18 protein-coding genes and 1 riboswitch are annotated in these 18,463 nt (G+C 29.1%); of the genes, 13 read left to right on the plus strand and 5 right to left on the minus strand.

All coding sequences use genetic code 11. From position 1 onward, the window contains the following. Positions 1–13: 13 nt before the first annotated feature. Positions 14–541, minus strand: a complete 528-nt coding sequence (locus L3B98_RS06935; RefSeq protein WP_015392917.1) for a DUF2953 domain-containing protein — start codon at positions 539–541, stop codon at positions 14–16. A 141-nt stretch (positions 542–682) separates the two neighbouring features. On the opposite strand from L3B98_RS06935, the gene L3B98_RS06940 reads away from it, so the two are divergent. From L3B98_RS06940 to L3B98_RS06995, 12 genes are all read left to right on the plus strand, one after another. Beyond that, positions 683–1,537 carry a D-alanyl-D-alanine carboxypeptidase family protein gene (locus tag L3B98_RS06940; RefSeq protein ID WP_015392918.1) on the plus strand — a complete coding sequence of 285 codons (855 nt, stop codon included), beginning with the start codon at positions 683–685 and terminating at the stop codon, positions 1,535–1,537. Positions 1,538–1,736: 199 nt separating this feature from the next. After that, entirely contained in the window at positions 1,737–2,726 is a 990-nt protein-coding gene (locus tag L3B98_RS06945) for a sulfide/dihydroorotate dehydrogenase-like FAD/NAD-binding protein (RefSeq protein ID WP_015392919.1), read from the plus strand. Further along, positions 2,723–4,000: an FAD-dependent oxidoreductase gene (locus L3B98_RS06950; RefSeq protein ID WP_015392920.1), complete on the plus strand. Its 1,278-nt coding sequence runs from the start codon at positions 2,723–2,725 to the stop codon at positions 3,998–4,000. Before L3B98_RS06945 ends, L3B98_RS06950 begins: the two co-directional genes overlap by 4 nt. A 112-nt stretch (positions 4,001–4,112) precedes the next feature. Next, positions 4,113–4,373 carry a hypothetical protein gene (locus L3B98_RS06955; RefSeq protein WP_015392921.1) on the plus strand — a complete coding sequence of 87 codons (261 nt, stop codon included), beginning with the start codon at positions 4,113–4,115 and terminating at the stop codon, positions 4,371–4,373. A 317-nt stretch (positions 4,374–4,690) separates the two neighbouring features. After that, positions 4,691–5,401, plus strand: a complete 711-nt coding sequence (locus L3B98_RS06960; protein ID WP_238916073.1) for a pseudouridine synthase — start codon at positions 4,691–4,693, stop codon at positions 5,399–5,401. A 108-nt stretch (positions 5,402–5,509) separates the two neighbouring features. Next, entirely contained in the window at positions 5,510–6,406 is an 897-nt protein-coding gene (locus tag L3B98_RS06965; protein ID WP_015392923.1) for a MurR/RpiR family transcriptional regulator, read from the plus strand. 78 nt (positions 6,407–6,484) lie between these two features. After that, positions 6,485–7,831, plus strand: coding sequence for a CCA tRNA nucleotidyltransferase (locus tag L3B98_RS06970; RefSeq protein ID WP_238916074.1), 1,347 nt, complete (start codon positions 6,485–6,487; stop codon positions 7,829–7,831). Between the two features lie 159 nt (positions 7,832–7,990). Beyond that, positions 7,991–9,022: an FIST N-terminal domain-containing protein gene (locus L3B98_RS06975; RefSeq protein WP_238916075.1), complete on the plus strand. Its 1,032-nt coding sequence runs from the start codon at positions 7,991–7,993 to the stop codon at positions 9,020–9,022. Positions 9,023–9,038: 16 nt separating this feature from the next. Then, positions 9,039–10,019 carry a methyl-accepting chemotaxis protein gene (locus L3B98_RS06980; RefSeq protein WP_077362949.1) on the plus strand — a complete coding sequence of 327 codons (981 nt, stop codon included), beginning with the start codon at positions 9,039–9,041 and terminating at the stop codon, positions 10,017–10,019. Positions 10,020–10,074: 55 nt separating this feature from the next. Then, positions 10,075–10,177: riboswitch (TPP riboswitch) on the plus strand. 102 nt (positions 10,178–10,279) lie between these two features. Then, the gene (locus L3B98_RS06985; protein ID WP_077362951.1) at positions 10,280–11,032 is read left to right on the plus strand and encodes an ABC transporter ATP-binding protein; all 753 of its coding nucleotides are present in this window, start codon (positions 10,280–10,282) and stop codon (positions 11,030–11,032) included. Then, positions 11,029–11,772 carry an ABC transporter permease gene (locus L3B98_RS06990; protein ID WP_015392928.1) on the plus strand — a complete coding sequence of 248 codons (744 nt, stop codon included), beginning with the start codon at positions 11,029–11,031 and terminating at the stop codon, positions 11,770–11,772. The genes L3B98_RS06985 and L3B98_RS06990 overlap by 4 nt, the downstream gene beginning before the upstream one ends. A gap of 3 nt (positions 11,773–11,775) precedes the next feature. Then, entirely contained in the window at positions 11,776–12,786 is a 1,011-nt protein-coding gene (locus L3B98_RS06995) for an ABC transporter substrate-binding protein (protein ID WP_077362955.1), read from the plus strand. An 81-nt stretch (positions 12,787–12,867) separates the two neighbouring features. On the opposite strand, the gene L3B98_RS07000 is transcribed toward L3B98_RS06995, so the two are convergent. Both L3B98_RS07000 and L3B98_RS07005 read right to left on the minus strand, forming a co-directional pair. Next, positions 12,868–13,599, minus strand: coding sequence for an alpha/beta fold hydrolase (locus L3B98_RS07000; RefSeq protein ID WP_077362957.1), 732 nt, complete (start codon positions 13,597–13,599; stop codon positions 12,868–12,870). A gap of 95 nt (positions 13,600–13,694) precedes the next feature. Beyond that, a complete protein-coding gene (locus L3B98_RS07005; RefSeq protein ID WP_077362959.1) occupies positions 13,695–14,588 on the minus strand; it encodes an AraC family transcriptional regulator in 894 nt (297 codons plus the stop codon). Positions 14,589–14,793: 205 nt separating this feature from the next. Here L3B98_RS07005 and L3B98_RS07010 point away from each other — a divergent pair, with 205 nt between their 5' ends. After that, positions 14,794–15,726 (plus strand): EamA family transporter, encoded by a 933-nt coding sequence (locus L3B98_RS07010; protein ID WP_238916076.1) that lies wholly within the window; start codon positions 14,794–14,796, stop codon positions 15,724–15,726. A gap of 72 nt (positions 15,727–15,798) precedes the next feature. Here L3B98_RS07010 and L3B98_RS07015 read toward each other — a convergent pair whose 3' ends face one another. Further along, positions 15,799–17,076: a hypothetical protein gene (locus L3B98_RS07015; RefSeq protein WP_238916077.1), complete on the minus strand. Its 1,278-nt coding sequence runs from the start codon at positions 17,074–17,076 to the stop codon at positions 15,799–15,801. Between the two features lie 80 nt (positions 17,077–17,156). Then, on the minus strand, positions 17,157–18,431 hold the full coding sequence (locus L3B98_RS07020) for a DUF4179 domain-containing protein (RefSeq protein ID WP_238916078.1): 1,275 nt from the start codon (positions 18,429–18,431) through the stop codon (positions 17,157–17,159). Positions 18,432–18,463 lie beyond the last annotated feature (32 nt).

Here is an 18,463-nt window from a genome sequence, read left to right on the forward strand (position 1 = left end):
CTAAATTAAGGGGTCACCTCCCTTGGCTAGTTATATATTTTAACAATAATATTGTTATGTATATAATGTTGGCAAGAGATAAGAAAATTATACTTGAAGTTTCAAATTTTAGTAAAAATTTATCCTCAAAAATTGGGTTGATTTTAAAATTAAATTTTCTTATTTTAAAAGGTATACTTGAGAGAATGAATACTAGTGATGGTATTTGACATAGTACTCCATAAGAAATAGCTGTTTTAGCTGCATCGTTAAAAGAATAATCTAAAATTAATTTTATTCTTAAATATGGTTTGAACTTTGAATGATATAAATCAAATATAAAAGATTTTAAATCAAGATATTTATAAAATATTTTGAAAAGGTCCTCTTCTTTTTTATCTAAGTTAATATTTTCTTTAAATTTATCTTTTTTTTTTGAAGTTAAAGTAATATTGTAGAATTTTATATAATAATCATCCGAAGAATAGTAAATACTAAATTTAATAGGAATAGGTAAAAATAATATAAATAATATAACTAGTACAATAAGAAATAAGTTCATAAAATTCCTCCAAACTCATACTATTATATAATTATTGACTACAATATCCAAAAATAAACCCTAAAAAATATTTAAATTAGGTTTAAAAAATTTTTTTCAAGGTAAACTAAACTCAAAGAGTAAATTTAGAAGGTGATAAATATGCAGAAAGGTATTAAGAGTATTGCTATTATATTATTCAGCCTTATTTTTATTCAGTCATTAAGCCTAAATGTATATGCAGAAAACATAACTGGTACTAATTTTAAGGTAAATGCAAGGTCAGCAATAGCTTTAGATAAAGAAACTGGCACTATTTTATTTGAACAAAATGCATATGAGTTAGTTCCAATGGCAAGCACAACAAAAATTCTTACGTCACTTATTGCTATTGAACAAGGAAATTTGGATAAAAAAGTTACTATAAGCAAGAAAGCAGCAAGTATTAGAGGATCAAGAGTTGGTTATAAGGCTGGAGAGGAAATTGTATTAAAAGAACTAATATTTGGTCTTATGTTTAAATCAGGCAATGATGCGGCTATTGCTATTGCTGAAGAATTGGGAGGTTCCATTGAGGGATTTTCAGAAATAATGAACCATTATGCAAGGGGAATAGGAATATTAGATTCGCACTTCGAATCTCCACATGGATTGGACAGTAGTAATCATTATTCTACTGCTTATGATTTGGCGATGCTTACATCAAAGGGAATGGATTATGATTTGTTTAGAGAAATAGTAGGTACTAAACAAATTTCTAAAGAAAAATATAATTTTACAAGAGATTATAATAATATAAACAAAATTCTTTGGATGATTCCAGGGGCTAATGGAGTTAAGACAGGGTATACAGGTCAAGCTGGGAAATGCTTAGTATCATCAGTTAATAACAATGGAAAAGATATTATTATAGTTGTGTTAAATTGCCCTGATAGATGGAAAGTTACAGATAAAATCTACAATCATGTGTTAGAAAAAGTAGCCTTTGGAAGTAATACTGTTAAAGAATTAGTATAATTATATATTATAAATTTAAGAGTAAAAGATAGTCTTATTCTATGATAGTTCTTTTACTCTTATTATTGTTTTATTCCTAAATGTAACTACTTATATTTTAGTAAAGCAGTTGTGCTACAAGAACTCATAATTTTTGTGTCAAATTAAGTAATTTGAAATAATCTAATATAGAGAAGCAATTTTATCTAAAGGAGAAAGAATGGTAAAAGAAGCTATAGACTGCATAGATGCTGGAACTGAATTTTGCCCTTGTAAATTAGCAGAATATGGACAATGTTTAATTTGTTCTCAATGTCAAGGAGAGGAATTTTGTGACTGTTTAAATTGGAAGGGGGTTTGCATATATCAAGAATTCTTTAATAATAACAATGTGGCAAAAGAAGGGCGCAAAACTTATAAATGTAATATAAAAGACATAACAAATTATAACGATAAGTTAGTTAAAATTGAATTTAATGCGCCGCATAAACTTGTTTTAGACTTGGTTAAACCAGGAAGTTATATTTTTATACGAACTGATGGAAATAATTACTTTGACATTCCTATATCGATTATGAATTGTGATATAGAAGAAGATGCAATAACAATTGCAGTTGAAATTAGAGGAATAAAAACTAACAAACTGCTTTCTGTAAAATCTAATGATAACATAGAAATAAGAGGGCCATATTGGAATGGTGTTTTTGGAATAAAGAATATATTTGCTCAAAAGCAAAAAAAGGCATTAGTTTTAGCAAGAGGAATTGGACTTGCTCCTATGTTGCCTGTTATAAGAAAATTAATTTTACAAGATAATGAAGTACAAGTTGTAATAGATAAAAGTCCATTTGAAATGAATATTGCACAAGAATTTTTAGATAATTATAAAGTAAATGTTTCAGAAAGCTCTTTGTTAGATAAAGGCAGCATTTCGGATCATGCTAAGGTAATTATAAAAGATGCACTTAAAAATGATACAAATTATATTCATATAGCTGGAGCAGATATTTTAACTTATGGAGTTATTAATTATTTAGATGAGCTTAATAGGAAGGATGTATCTCTTTCATGTTGTAATAATTTTAAAATGTGCTGTGGTGAAGGCATTTGTGGCGCGTGTACGTCAAGATTTTCAGGTCATAGAGTAAAAAGATTCTGTAAAGAGCAGGCAGACCCAAGAAGTATTTTTGAAGGGAGAAGATATATATGAAGATTGTTATTGTTGGAGGTGGGTGGTCTGGCTGCACTGCAGCAGTCGCTAGCAAGAAAGCTGGTGCAGACGTTACATTAATAGAAAAGACAGATTTACTATTGGGGCTTGGAAATGTTGGCGGCATAATGCGTAATAATGGACGATATACAGCAGCGGAAGAATTGATTGCTTTAGGCTGTGGAGAATTAATAAAAATTACAGATAGAGTTTCAATTCATAGAGATATAGATTTTCCAGGACATAAGCATGCAACTCTTTATAATGTAAATATGATTGAAGGAGAAGTTTGTAAATATTTAAAAGCTTTAGGTATTAACATTATGATGGAAAGTAGAGTTAATGATATTAACTTTGATGGCCAAAAAATTAAAGGAGTTTATCTAAGTAATGGAACTTATATAGATGGCGATGTATTTATAGAAACTACTGGAACCACAGGACCAATGGGTAATTGCCTTCGATATGGTAATGGATGCTCTATGTGTGTATTAAGGTGTCCATCTTTTGGACCAAGAATTAGTATAAGTGAAAGATGTGGTGTTCCAGATATTCAAGGCGAAAGAGGCGATGATATATTAGGAGCATTTTCAGGATCATGTAAATTAGCAAAGGAAAGTTTATCAGAAGAAATTAGAAATGAACTAGATACTAAAGGGGTTGTTGTGTTAAAGGTACCTAAGGAAGATATAAATTATGACAAGCTTAATACAAAGGTTTGCCAGCAATATGCCTTGAAAGAATTTGCGGAAAATATCATTCTTCTCGATACGGGCCACGCTAAATTGATGACGACTTATTACCCGTTGCATAAACTAAGAAAAATTAAAGGCTTGGAAAATGTAAAATATGTAGATCCATATGCGGGAAGTAAGGGGAATTCTATAAGATATTTATCTGTAGCACCAAGAACTAACGATTTAAAAGTTGTTGGGGTTGATAATTTGTTTTGTGCTGGCGAAAAAAGTGGCTTATTTGTTGGACATACGGAAGCCATAGCAACTGGGGCTTTAGCAGGACATAATTCTGTGAGATTAGCAATGGGAATGCCATTATTAATTTTGCCTTCTTCAATTGCAATTGGAGATATAATAACTTATGCAAATGAAAGAGCTGGAAGTAGAGAAGGAAGAAAGGATAGATATACATTTGCAGGATCTGTATATTTTGAAAGAATGAAAGAACTTGGATTATATACAACTGATGTGGCTGAAATTAGAAGGAGAGTTGAAAAAGTTAATTTAGATAATGTTTTTAATCAAAGATTATGCTGAAAAGATATTTCAAAAATGAATAAATTTTAAAATTTATTTTTGATATATATATAGAACAAAAAGTCAAAAAATTGAATAGTATATATTAACAAAAGAATAGGAGATGGTGAACATGTCAAAACATTCTAATTCTTGTTGCTGCTGTAAGTGTAATTCTTGCTGTTGCAATACAAGACCTAGCTGCTTCGATTGTTGTTGCGGTTGTGGAAATAATATGGGAGGATGCGGCGGTTTCGGCGGAGGCTGTGGTGGCGGATTTGGCGGCTGCGGCGGAGGATTTGGAAGCGGATTCGGCTGTGGTGGCAGCTGGATTTGGATATTATTAATTTTATGCCTTGGTGGAAGATCAGGCTGTGGAGGATTTCTCTGGTAATTTGATTAATCTTAAGGTATAAAACTATAAAGTAGCCTTATTATTAAGTGATAGAAACGCTAAGGAAGTTTAGCGTTTCTATTATTTTATGAATAATAAGATTTGAAAGTTGTATTATATAGTTTAACAAGATATAATTTAAAATGTTGACATGGAAAATATATTTTGATTGAGAGATAATATATTGTAAAAAGAAGTGTTCAAAACATATAGATTTCCAAAGGAAATCTACTTTAATTGATTATTGATGCCCTAAAAGGGTACCCTGTGGGGTATTAACCATTACAATATATTTGATTTATGGAGTGATTAAAGTTATGGAAGAAAGATTGCAAAAATTTATGGCTAGCTGTGGAGTAGCGTCTAGAAGAAAATGTGAAGAACTAATACTTGCTGGGAAAGTAAAAGTTAATGGCATATTGGTAAGTGAAGTTGGAATTAAGATTGATCCTGCAAAAGACTTGGTAGAGTATGAAGGAAAAGTAATAAGTAAGGAAGAGAATAAAGTATATATAATGCTTAATAAGCCGGAAGGTTATATAAGTTCAGTTAAAGATGAAAAGGGAAGGCCTACAATTTTGGATATAGTAAAAGTTAAGGAGCGTATTTATCCTATAGGTAGACTTGATTATGATAGTTCTGGATTATTGCTACTAACTAATGATGGAGAAATATATAATAAAATAATACATCCTAGAGTGGAACTTAAGAAAAAGTATATAGCTGTTGTTCAAGGAGAAATAAGCGAAAAGGATATTAATAAATTTGAAATAGGTATAGATATTGGCGGATATATTACAGCTCCAGCTGAATTAAAAATCTTAAGTTATGAAAAAGATTTATCAACCGTTGAAATTTCGATTCATGAGGGAAAAAACAGACAAATAAGAAAGATGTGTGCAGCCTTAAATCATGAAGTGTTGTCATTAAAAAGAATAGCTATTGGAGATATAAAACTTGGATATTTAAAAAGAGGAGAATTTAGAATTTTAAATGAAAATGAAGTAGAATATCTAAATTCTTTATAGACATTAAGTTGGTATTTATTTGATTATATGAGTAATTTATTGAACATTTAGAAATAAGATGTTAAAATTAAAATAAGATATTACAATTTGATAATAGGGTGGCACAATATGGATGAATTAAATAACGAAAATAGCAAAGACTTAATGAGATTAATTCAAGGTAAATTCATTAGGTTAAGTAAAGGACAAAAATTAATAGCTGAATACATATTAAAGAATTATGATAAGGCTGCATTTATGACAGCTGCAAAGTTGGGAATATCAGTAGGAGTGTCAGAGTCAACAGTTGTTAGATTTGCAATTGAGCTTGGATTCTCAGGATACCCTAAATTACAAAAGGCTTTGCAAGAGTTAATAAAGAATAAGCTTACAACAGTTCAAAGGCTAGAACTTAGAAATGATTATTATACTGATGGTGATGCATTAAAAGGTGTGCTTAAGGCAGATATGGAAAATATAAGAGCAACCTTAGAGAAAATAAACGAAAATACTTTTGAAGATGTAGTAAAAAATATTTTTGAAGCGAAAAGAATTTATATCATAGGACTTAGAAGTTCAACTGCTTTAGCTGAATTCTTAGGATTTTATTTAAATATCATTTTGCAAAATGTTAAGATAGTTAGTTATGGTATTTCAGATGTTTTTGAACAAATGATTAATGTTGGAGACGGAGATTTAGTTATAGGAATTGGTTTTCCAAGGTATGCTGCAAAGACTATTGATGCTTTAGAATTTGCACAAGACAGAGGTGCTAAGGTAGTTGCATTAACAGATAGTTTGTTATCACCTTTAGCATCTAAAGCAGATCATACATTGATTGCACAAAGTAATATGGCATCGTTTGTAGATTCATTAGTGGCTCCAATGTCAGTAATAAATGCATTGATTATTGCCGTTGGAATGAGAGAAAAGGAAAATATCTCTGATATTTTTGGTAATCTAGAGCAAATTTGGCAGACATATAACGTATATTCTTATAATAGTAAGAATGTAGCTGACGAATAAAAAATGAAATTAATTAATAAGCTGCTCTCATAAAATTGAGAGCAGCTTATTAATTAGTAAGAGAATGGAGAGGAAGTTGTGAACATAGAAATTAATATGCCTGAAAATGTAAAATATATTATTAATACATTAATGATGAATGGATATGAAGCATATGTTGTAGGGGGATGTGTTAGAGATAGTATTTTAAATAGAGAACCTAAGGATTGGGATATAACAACCAAAGCAAAACCTGAGGAAGTTATAAACTTATTTGATAAAGTCATTTTGACAGGGTTAAAACATGGAACTGTTACTGTTATTATTAATAAAGAAAATTATGAAATAACAACTTATAGGACTGATGGTGAATATGAGGATAATAGACGTCCTAAAGAAGTGAAGTTTGTAAACTCCTTAAAAGAAGATTTGGCAAGAAGAGATTTTACTATAAATGCAATGGCCTACAATGAAAGAGATGGACTTATTGATTACTTTAATGGAGTTAAGGATTTAAATAGTAAAATTATAAATACAGTAGGAGAGGCAAAAAAAAGATTTGAAGAAGATGCTTTAAGGATGCTTAGAGCAATAAGATTTTCCGCTCAATTGAATTTTGAGATTAATTATAATGTATTAGAAGCAATAAAAGGCCTTAAAGATAATTTGAGAAAAATTTCCAAAGAAAGAATAAGAGAGGAATTTAATAAAACAATAGTTTATAATCCTAGAAAACTTCAGTTATTAAAAGATACTGAAACTTTTGAATATATTATTGAAGGTATAAGCAGTATTTATGACTTTGATCAAAATAATCCGTATCATAGCTATGATTTATATGAACATACACTTTTAGCTACAGAAGCTATTGAACCAATTATTCACTTAAGATTAACCATGCTTTTGCATGACCTAGGAAAAGTAGTTACTAAAACTACAGATGAGAAAGGAATTTCACATTTTTATGCTCACCCTAGGGAGTCATTAAAAATTGCAGAAAAAATACTTGGCACTTTAAAGTATGACAATAATACGACTAATAAGATTCTAACTTTGATAGAATACCATGATTGCACTCTAAAAAGTAAGGTTTCAATAAAGAGAATGCTAAATAAAATAGGAGAAGAATTATTTAGAGATTTATTAAGAGTTAAATGGGCAGATGCTCTAGCACAAAATCCTAAATATTTTAAAGATACTGAAAAGAACTTGCTTGAAGTAGATGAGAAGCTAAACATAATTATTAAAGAAAGAGAATGCTTTTCAGTGAAAGATTTAAAAATTAATGGTGAAGAGCTTATTGCCTTGGGATTTAATAAAGGAAAAGAAATTGGAGAAACGTTAAAATATCTATTAAACGAAGTTATTGCAAATCCAGAATTAAATAAGAAAAGTGAATTGATTAAATTATCAGAAGCTAGATTAAATGAAAATTCTATAATATAAGTAAAAAAATATTAAATTGAAGTTAAATTTTTATATAAAAACTAGAAAAAAATATTATAATAGATTAAGAGAGGATTTTTTATGCAAAAGTGAAGTTTTTTGTATAATATAAACTATTGTAAAAAATAGGTAATCAATAAAGTTATTAGAGGTGTTTTTATGAAATCACTAGTTTTTACCAGTATACAGGAAGCATTAGATGCTATAAGGAAAAATAATGATAAGGGATATGTTTTATTTTCAAATGTTGAAAAAGTATTAGAATTATCAAAGATGGTTAAAGCAAATGTTGTGCTTTGTTCTACTGCTGGAGAATATGGGAAGAATGGATATGAGGAAGGAATTATTTCGGGTTTTGAATATGAACTCGATCAGGCTGAAGTTGTAGAAATACTTTATCCACCAATAAAAAGTGTTTCAAAGTTAAAAGAAGCGTATAGCAAAGTTAAAAATAATAGTAATGCATTTGCATTATTATTATGTGATGGATTAACAGGGATGGAAGAGAGTATTATTACAACTTTTTATTTTGCTGATGATAATTTTAAAATTATTGGTGGAAGTGCTGGAGATAATCTGAAATTTAAAGAGACCTTTATTTATATTGGAGGTAAAAAGGTTCATAGTGTTGCAATATTTTATAATACTCAAAGAAGGACAAGTTTAATAAAAGAAAATATTTATGAGCCGAGTGGAAAGAGATTATTGGTAACAGCTGCAGATACTATAAATAGAACTGTAAAAACTTTTAATAAGGTTCCAGCAAGTATAGAATATGCAAGAGTGCTAGGTGTAAGAGAAGAAAACTTACCTAACATGTTTATGAATAATCCATTAGGAAAAATATATAAAGATGATGTTGTTATTGCATCACCAATGAAGGTAAATGCTGATAAGTCTATTACTTTTTATTGTCAGGTTATACCAAATACTTTTGTAGAAGTTTTAAAACCTATTGACCCAGATGAACAAGTAAAAAGGACTTTAGGAAGACTGCCTTTTAAACCTAGCTTCATATTTTCTGTGCATTGCATTTTAAGAAGTTTAAAATTTAAAGAAGAAAAACTTTGGAAAAACATTGATAAAGAGATTATATCTTGTTGTTCTAATACTACTGGATTTATTAGTTATGGAGAACAATATTATAAAGCTCATGCAAATCAAACAATGGTAATGTTAATTGTGGAATAAAAGGAGAGAGGAAAATATGTTTAATTTTTTAGGTAAAGACAATAATACGGACAAAATTGATTCTAATATTAATGCTGCTGAATTAAATAAAGTAGAAGAAAAAGAATTTGGATATACAAATGAAATTTTTGATTTAGCAAATCAAATTCAAAGGAATATTGATGTTTTAGTTAATGAAGAAGGAAGTATAACATATGGGTTGGATAGCATTTTAAAAGGTTCAGAAGTTACAACGGAACAGACGGACCATGTAAATGAACATCTTAAAACTTTATCTGAAAATAGTGATAATACAAAACGATTAGTGGACGGAGTATTTTTAAGTCTTGATAAATCAAAAGAAGAAATTAATATGGCAAAAAAAGATTTTAATGAAATTATTAATCAAGTTCAATCAATTTCATCTGTATTTGATGAATTTAATGAAGTAATTTCTGAAATTCAAACTAATTATAATAGTATTCAAGGACTAGCCTCTATAATAACTGGAATTGCTGGACAAACTAATTTGCTTTCTTTAAATGCTTCAATTGAAGCAGCTAGAGTTGGCGAAGTAGGTAAAGGTTTTTCAGTTGTTGCAAATGAAATAAAAAAACTTTCTTTAGATACTCAGGATAATGCAAAAGATATTATGACTTCATTGAAAAACTTAACACAGTCTATGGAAAGATTAATGAGTAAATCGAATGATGGAGTTAATGTAATAAATAAAACCAGTGGAGTTATCGGAGCGTCATCTACTATATTAGATAGGATAGCTAAAGCCGAAGCAGAAGTACATAAAGATTTACAGGAAGTTCAAGTTTCACAAATTAATAATTTAGAAGGAATAAAGGAAATATCAACCAATTTAGTGAAATTAGTTGACAAGTCAAAATCTGAAAATCAGGAATTAGAAGAAATTATCTTTAGTATACAGAAAAAAGCAGATTGTTATACAAACATATTAAACTATCTAAATCAAATTAAAATTTTAAAAGATCAATCAAATAATTAATTTAGTAATAATATTACATTTACATATGCAGAATTTTAGTATATAATCGTGAAAGAAACAAAACTAGGGGTGCATTAAAACGCTGAGAGAGCTTAATAGCTTAACCCTTTGAACCTGAAGTGGTTAGTACCAACGCAGGGAAGTGAGTTTGCCTATTATGAGAAGTTTACATTGAAAAATGATAAATTTATAAGAAATAGTTCAAGCTTTCTATCCTTGTGATGGAAGGCTTTTTTGTCGTATATAAGGAGATGAGAACAATGCTTGAATTTAATAATGTTACTTTTAAATATCCAGAAGATGATTATACAATGATAAAAGATTTATCATTCTCAATAGAAAAAGGTGAATTTATTTCTATTATAGGTGCCAGTGGCTGCGGTAAAAGTACCATCTTTAGGTTAATAAATGGATTGGAAAAAATTCAAGGTGGAAAGATATTTGTTAATGGGAATTCTATAGAAAATATGAAAAATTATAGTGCATACATGCCTCAAAAGGATTTACTTTTTCCTTGGAGGACTATAGGAGAAAATCTTTCCCTGCCAATGGAACTTCAAAAAATTAATAAGAATGAAAGAGAAAAAAGAATTTTAGATATGCTTAAGGAAGTTGGTTTATTAGATTACAAAGATAAATACCCTAAGGATTTATCTGGAGGAATGAAGCAAAGAGTTGCTTTTGCAAGAACTATACTAACTGGTTCAGAGTTGCTTTTATTAGATGAGCCATTTAGTGCTTTGGATTCATTAACAAAAATTTCAATGCAAGAATGGCTATTAGAAGAATGGAGGCATTTTAATAAAACTATATTATTCATTACTCATGATGTTGAAGAAGCTATTTTTCTTTCTAAAGCTATATTTGTAATTCATGACAGTCCAATAACTCATTTAGAAAAAATTGAAGTGCCTCTTGAATATCCTAGAAACAGAAGCTTCCTGCAAAAAACAGAAATTATGCAATTAAAAGAAGACCTTATAGAAAGACTTAGACAGAAGGTGAAATTATGAAGAAAAACCTGCCAGCTATAATAGTAATATTAGTCATTCTTGGAATGTGGCAAGGAATTGCTGTTATCATAAATGCACATTATATATTGCCGTCACCAACACAAATATTAGCAAAGTTATGGTTGCTTAGAGAACCTTTATTTATGGTACATTTACCAGCAACAATGGGAGTAACGATTCTAGGACTGTTTATTTCTGTAATTTTCGGATTGGCTTTGGCTATAGTGATGGATTTGAATGAAAATATAGAAAATGCCTTATATCCAATTATAATAGCATCTCAAACCATACCAACAACAGCTATTGCACCTTTATTTGTACTATGGTTTGGATATAGTATATGGGGAAAAGTTTTGGTAACAATATTAATAACTTTTTTTCCAATAACAATTTCAGTTTATGATGGTTTTAAGTCAACTAAAAGAGAAATGGAAGAATTATTAATAACTTATGGTGCAAGTAAAATGGATATTTTTATAAAGCTAAAAATACCAACAGCGCTTCCAGCCTTCTTTTCTGCAATAAAAATGGCAGTGCCATTAAGTATTATTGGTGCAGCAATAGCTGAATGGCTTGGAGCACAAAGTGGGTTAGGGTATTTTAGCAAAAGAATGATGAGCCAGCTAGACGGTGCAGGTGTTTTTGCACCTATTGTATTGCTTTCAATAGCAGCAATGATTATTGTTGCAATAATTAATATAATTGAAAAAAGAATGACAAAATGGAGAAAGGAGATTTAACAAATGAAAAAAAGAATTTTAGCATTAGTTATGTCATGTTTAACAGCTTTTACAATAGTAGGTTGTAACAAGGCTGAAAATAAACAGGAGGCAGATAAAAATAAACCTCTTGAAGAGGTAAGTGTTGTACTTGATTGGTATCCTAATGCAGTCCATGGATTTATTTATGATGCAATTGAAAAAGGATATTATGAAAAAGAGGGCTTAAAGGTAAATATACAATTTCCTTCAAACACTAATGATGCAATAGCGCTTACAGCAGCAGGAAAAGCTGATCTGGGAATTTATTATTTACAAGATGTTGCAATGGCAAGAGGTAATGAAGGTATTCCAGTAAAGGCAGTAGGGACTATAGTTCAATCACCTTTAAATATAGTACTTTCATTAAAAGACAAGAATATTAAGAGTCCTAAAGATCTTGTTGGCAAGAAAATAGGTTATGCTGGAACAGAACTATCTGAGGCTATTATTGGCACAATGCTTGAAAATGTAGGAGCTAAAAAAGATTCTGCTACTACAGTAGATGTAGGTTTTGATATTATGAATTCAATGACAACAGGAAATGTAGATGCAACTATTGGTGGTTTTATCAATCATGAACTTCCTGCTTTAGAGGAACAAGGGTTTCAAATGAATTATTTTTCACCAGCAGATTATGGTGTGCCAAACTACTATGAATTAGTTTTTGTTGCAGGAGAAAACAACCTTGATAAAAATTCAGATAAAATAAAGAGATTTTTAAAAGCTTCAAGGAAAGGCTTTGAAGATATGAAAGCTAATCCAGATGAAGTCCTTAAGATATTAATGAAAAACCAAAATGCAGAAAATTTTCCACTTAGCGAAAATGTAGAAAAGAAGAGCTTCAAAACTTTAATTCCTGTTATGGAAACTAAAGATGCTAAATTTTTATCACAAGATACAAAGGTTTGGCAGGATAATATTGATTGGCTTACAAAGAAGGGACTTTTAAAGAAGACCTTTAATGCATCTGATGTTGTTGAAAATTTAGAATAAATATATCAATAAAATATTAATCCCAGTAAAGTTTTTATGGAATAAACTTACTGGGACTTTTAAAGTTTAAATAAACTTTTGCTATTTAAGAAATTTGACTACTTCCTCAAATACTGTTTCTTTTTCGCATTCTATTGTTATATTATGTCCACATTTTGTTAGACATACATCTTTAATTTGTTTTGAAGCTACATTTTCCTTTATTACTTCAATGCCTTTTTCATTAATTGAATTATCCTTTTCTGAATGAATTATTAGCAAAGGCTTATCAATCTTATTTAAATCAGTTCGGGCGATTTTTTGAAGCTTACTTAATTCATGAACACATGCTAAAGGTATTTTATTGTAACCTAATAAATATTTTGTTTCCTCTTCAGGTCGTTCACTTGGAGGCCACTCAGTATATTTCATAAAATGTTTTAATAATGGAATAAAAATAGCTCTTTTATCTTTAGTCATTAGAGCCGGTGCTAACAATACAAGCCTATCAACATGGTAGTTTTCGCCAAGGATTAAAGATAAAACACCCCCCATAGAATGTCCAATTACATATATTTTACTGCAAGAAGTCTTGAGTTTATTATAGGCTTGGAGAACAGAGTCAATCCAATGAGAATGTGTTGAATTTTCAAAATCCTCTACAGTTGTACCATGACCTGCAAGCCTCATACCATAAACGGTATAGCCTTCGCCTATAAGATTTTCACCTAATTCCCTTAGTTCAGCTGGTGTTGAGGTAAATCCGTGTATTAGCAGGCAGCCAACATCATTTCCTTTGATAAAATATTCATCTTTAAGGTTTATATTTTCCATATATTATCCTCCAATGCAAATACAAGATGATAGTTGAGCTATCATCAGGATATATATATTATATCATTAGAAACAATTAAAACAATATTGACGATTTAATATCTTTCTCTGTACTCTGAAGGGGTACAGTTTCTATATTTTTTAAATATTTTCCCAAAGTAGCTTATTCCATTAAAGCCAACTTCAAATGCTATTTGGGAAATTGGTTTATCACTTTTTAGTAGTAATTCAGCGGCCATTAAAATTCTATATTCCATTAGATACTCAAAAGGGGTAATTTTTAGAATTCTTTTAAAACAGCGACAGCATTCACTTTTACTTATATTAGCTGCTGAAGCAATATTATCAAGAAAGATGTCTTCTGAATAATGTTTATGTAGATATTCTAAAGCGAGTTTTACTCGTTCGTTATCATACGATATAAAAGAAGGTGATATGTGAATTTTATCTTTTAGTTCTTTAATTAAATTAAGCCAAACAATGCTTAAATGACTTTTTATTTCTAATTCATAAGCATAGGTTTTTTCATGAGATAAGTCAAATACTAATTTTAATTGATCTAAAATATTTTTTTGCCAATGAATATTAGGCGTTAAATAAATATATTTTAAATTTTTGCTTTCAATTAAAGGAGTGATATATCTTTTTTCAATTAATGATTTTTCACTTCCACCAATTAAAGTTTGATCAAAATCAATAGAAAACATAATACAATTGTTGTTATCATAAGGTTTAATTTGGTGTAGTATATTTGAATTTATAAAAATTCCTTCTCCAGGAGATAAGATTATTTTTTCATTTTCAATAAAAACAACTACTTTTTCTAAAAGGGAATAAGAAAATTGAAGCTCTTTATGCCAATGCCATCTGATATAGCCATCTTCGAAGAGATTAAATTTATCTGTGTAAACAGCTAGTGGAAAATCGTAAGAACCATGCTTTACTGTTTCTTGTAATTTATCGTTAACTTCTATTCTTGTTGCCTGCATATTAATATCCTCGCTAATATAGTTATAATTTTTGATAATATATTAATTGTAAACCCGTTAATGTAATAATAAAATTAATATAGATTTTATAATATAAATCAATATATTTGCAATTATTATAGACGATATTTGTAAGTTACTACAAGCATTTTAGTAAGAAAATTTTATGTTTATAATATTTCTATGGAAAGTGAGTGGAAATCTAGTGAATTATAAATTGAGATTAAAAGGAATTATCCTTGTAATCATAGGTGCAATGTTGTGGGGCGTGTCTGGTACAGTTGCTCAATATTTATTTCAGAAAAAGGATTTTAGTCCAGAATGGCTTGTTGTTATTCGCTTACTAGCTTCTGGAATAATTTTATTGATGGTTTCTTATATAAAAGGAAATAGAGATATTCTGGAAATATGGAAGGTGAAAAATGACAGAGTGAATCTCTTATTATTTGGAATAATGGGCATGGTAGGCGTCCAATATACATATTTTGCAGCAATAAAATATGGAAATGCTGCAACTGCGACAATACTTCAATATTTATCTCCAGTTATAATTACTTGCTATTTGGCTTTCGGTAGTAAAAAGATGCCAAAACTTCAAGAGTTAATTGCTATTCTTTTAGCTATGTTAGGTACATTTCTTATTATTACAAAAGGAAATCTTACTACTATAGCTATTTCTAAGCCAGCTTTCTTTTGGGGAATAAGTTCTGCCTTTGGAGCAGCTTTTTATACTGTACAACCACGTAAGCTTCTTGAAAAGTGGGGATCAATTTTAATTGTTGGATGGGGAATGTTAGTAGGGGGAATAGCTTTTAGCTTTATTCATCAACCTTGGAATTATGAAGGAAAATGGTCAATTGAATCCATATTAGCAGTTGTATTTGTAATAATTTTTGGGACTTTAATTGCTTTTACCTGCTTTTTAGAAAGCTTAAAGTACATTAAACCAACAGAATCAAGTATATTATCTTCAGCTGAACCTTTGTCAGCAGCTCTGCTAGGTGTATTGTGGTTACATGAACAGCTTGGAATAGAGCAGTGGTTAGGGACTTTATGTATTATAATTACAATAATAATTTTATCCTTTGTAAAAACAGAAACTAAAAGTCAGAACGAAATAATTTGTAAAGAAAATTAATAGTTATAATTCATAACGAAATGCCCTATAAATAATGTGCTTTTAGCATAATATTTGTAGGGCATAATCTTATTATTTATTTATTTGTATTTCAGTTCCTAATTTATATTTATCAATAAATTTTACTATAGGATCAAAATTTACTTCTACAGTTTTATCCTTGTCAACATTATTGAATTCAACAATATAGCCAAGAGCATCTTTAGGGTCTTTAGAAATATCAATTTGTCTATTACCACGATAATAATCATGAACATTTTCTGTTTGGTCAAAGTTGTAATACATATTCATATTACTTGCTAAAAGCAGACTTTCTAATTCATTTGCGCCTTTGCAATAAACCTTTAAAGTAGTATCTGTTCTATTGATATTATAGATTTCTCCTTCAGTTTTATCGCTAAAAGTAATAAATTTAGTATAATCAACTTTATCAGTAACATTCTTACTGAGTTGATCATGTTTAATGTTTTTATTTAAATCTTTGTAAATTTGTTCCCTTTGATCCTCAGTTATAGTCGAGATTATTGGTATTATACTTAAATTACTTTGAGTTTTCAATTTATCATAAGTTGCAGCTTCAGCATCACAAGTGCCAGTTATAATACGACTATTTATATCTCCTCCTGATGAATAGCCAGAATGACGTAATTCATAAAAATTATTACCGGCTTTTAAAATCAAATTTGTAGTATCTGCAGGTGAAAATCTATACTTATCATCTTTAGATTGATTTTCAGGTGTACTATAGGTAATCTCTGTTCCTAACATATTAGTTTCTAAATTTTTAATTGTAAAATTAGCATCTGGTACATCGATTGATAGAGCTTTTTCAAATGAATTCTTAAAGGAATCAGAAAAATCAACATTAGTTTCTATTCCCGCATTAATTTTGTATTTAGGAATTACAACATCAATTCTCAATATACCTTTTTCAGGTAAGTAATCTTTCCTTGTATCTTTTTCAAACGTAATTTTTAGTGTTTTACCATCAATATTTTCATATGATGTACTACCTCTAGAAGACTTATTATTTCCATAGGACATAATAATATCTGCAAATTCATCCATGTGATGATCATCCATTGGGGTTGGACATTTTATTGAAACTTCTACTTGTAATTTGTGTTTAGTTGCTTTTACACTATCTATTGATATTCTTACTCCATTTTTTTCATAATTGCCGCCAGTGCCAACAATATAGTTTTTATCAGTTGTTAAAGTTGAAGTAGTATTATAAGTAGAAGTTGCTTGTACATTATCAGCTGCTAAAGTAGGCATTTCTAAAATTCCAATCGTTAAAGCTATTCCTAAGACAGAACTTAATAATTTAATTATTTTTCTATTAATCATATTATCGCCTCACTTTTAATAATTTAATGTATTTATTTTTATTACAAAGCTTAAAGGTATTTTTCATAAATTAATAATCATTAATCTGTAAGCTTAATTTCATTTTCTATTTTATATTTATCTATAAGGATAATATTATCATCTAAATTTATATTCAGTTCTCTGTCTTTGTCAGGATCTTTAAGTTCTACAATATAGCCTAAAGCTTCATTTGGATCTTTGTACAAAGTAATCTCATTACCATTAATATAGGTAGCATTATTCTCACCTTTTACATAGGCATAATGTGCAAAAATATTGCTTGCCATAAGTAAGCTTTCTTTTTCAGATGCGCCCTTCAAATGGATTTTAAAAAGTCCATTATTTCGTTCTATTTTGTATATTTCTCCTTTGGTTCCATCAGAGAAAGTATAGTCTTTAGGATAGTTTACATTATTTTTGGTATCTTTAGTGGTTGTAGAAGTTTGATCTTGAGAAATTTTATTAATATAGTCAAAATCATTTTCTGTAATATAAGAGATTATAGGTAAGATACTTATATTTTTTTCATCTTTAACCATATCATAAGTTACTAAATTAGTTTTATAATTACCCATTAATATGTCACCACCTGTAGAGTAGTTACCATTTGAGTCGATTTTATAATACTTATCACCTAATTTTAATAGCATTATTGAATTCCAAATTGAATTTTCTCTATAGTCAGTTGAATCATCCCTTTTTGGTTCAGTGTAATTAACTCTTAAACCAATATTATCAACATCAAGTTCATTTAAGGTATAATTAAATTCTGGGATTTTGCCTGAAACTTTTTGTTCGAAGACATTTTTAAAAGAATCTGTAAAATCAACAGGTGCATCAATTCCAAGGTTAACTTTATGTTCTGGTAGGGCAATATCAACTCTTAAATTCCCAGCTGATGGATATTCATCTTTGTAATTATCTTTTTCTAGAGTAATAAGCATAGTTTTGTTATTAATGTATTTTCTTGAAATATCACGTGTACGACAATTAAAATCATTGCTATATGTTAAGGCAAAAATTGAATCAGTATGACTTGAAGTGTCAAAAGGTGTAGTACTTTCAATTTTTATTATTGCTTTTATGCTGTGTTTAGTGGCTAAAGCTTTATCTAAAGTAACTTTAATACCATTTTGACTTGCAATTTTGTTGATGTTTACAAAATAATCTTTGTTTTGTGTATATGTGACAGCGGCCTGAGTTGTAACATTACTAATCTGTGAAGTTATAGAAGTATCAGCAAAAACTGATGATTCCATCACTCCAACTGTCATCATGAAGCCTATAATACCTAAAACTGGACCTAAAATTTTGCTTAATTTTTTATTAATCATTTATACGTCCTCCTTATAAAGGCACTACAAAT

This window comes from Clostridium sp. YIM B02555, assembly GCF_022320955.1.
Taxonomy (GTDB): Bacteria; Bacillota; Clostridia; order Clostridiales; family Clostridiaceae; genus Clostridium; species Clostridium saccharoperbutylacetonicum.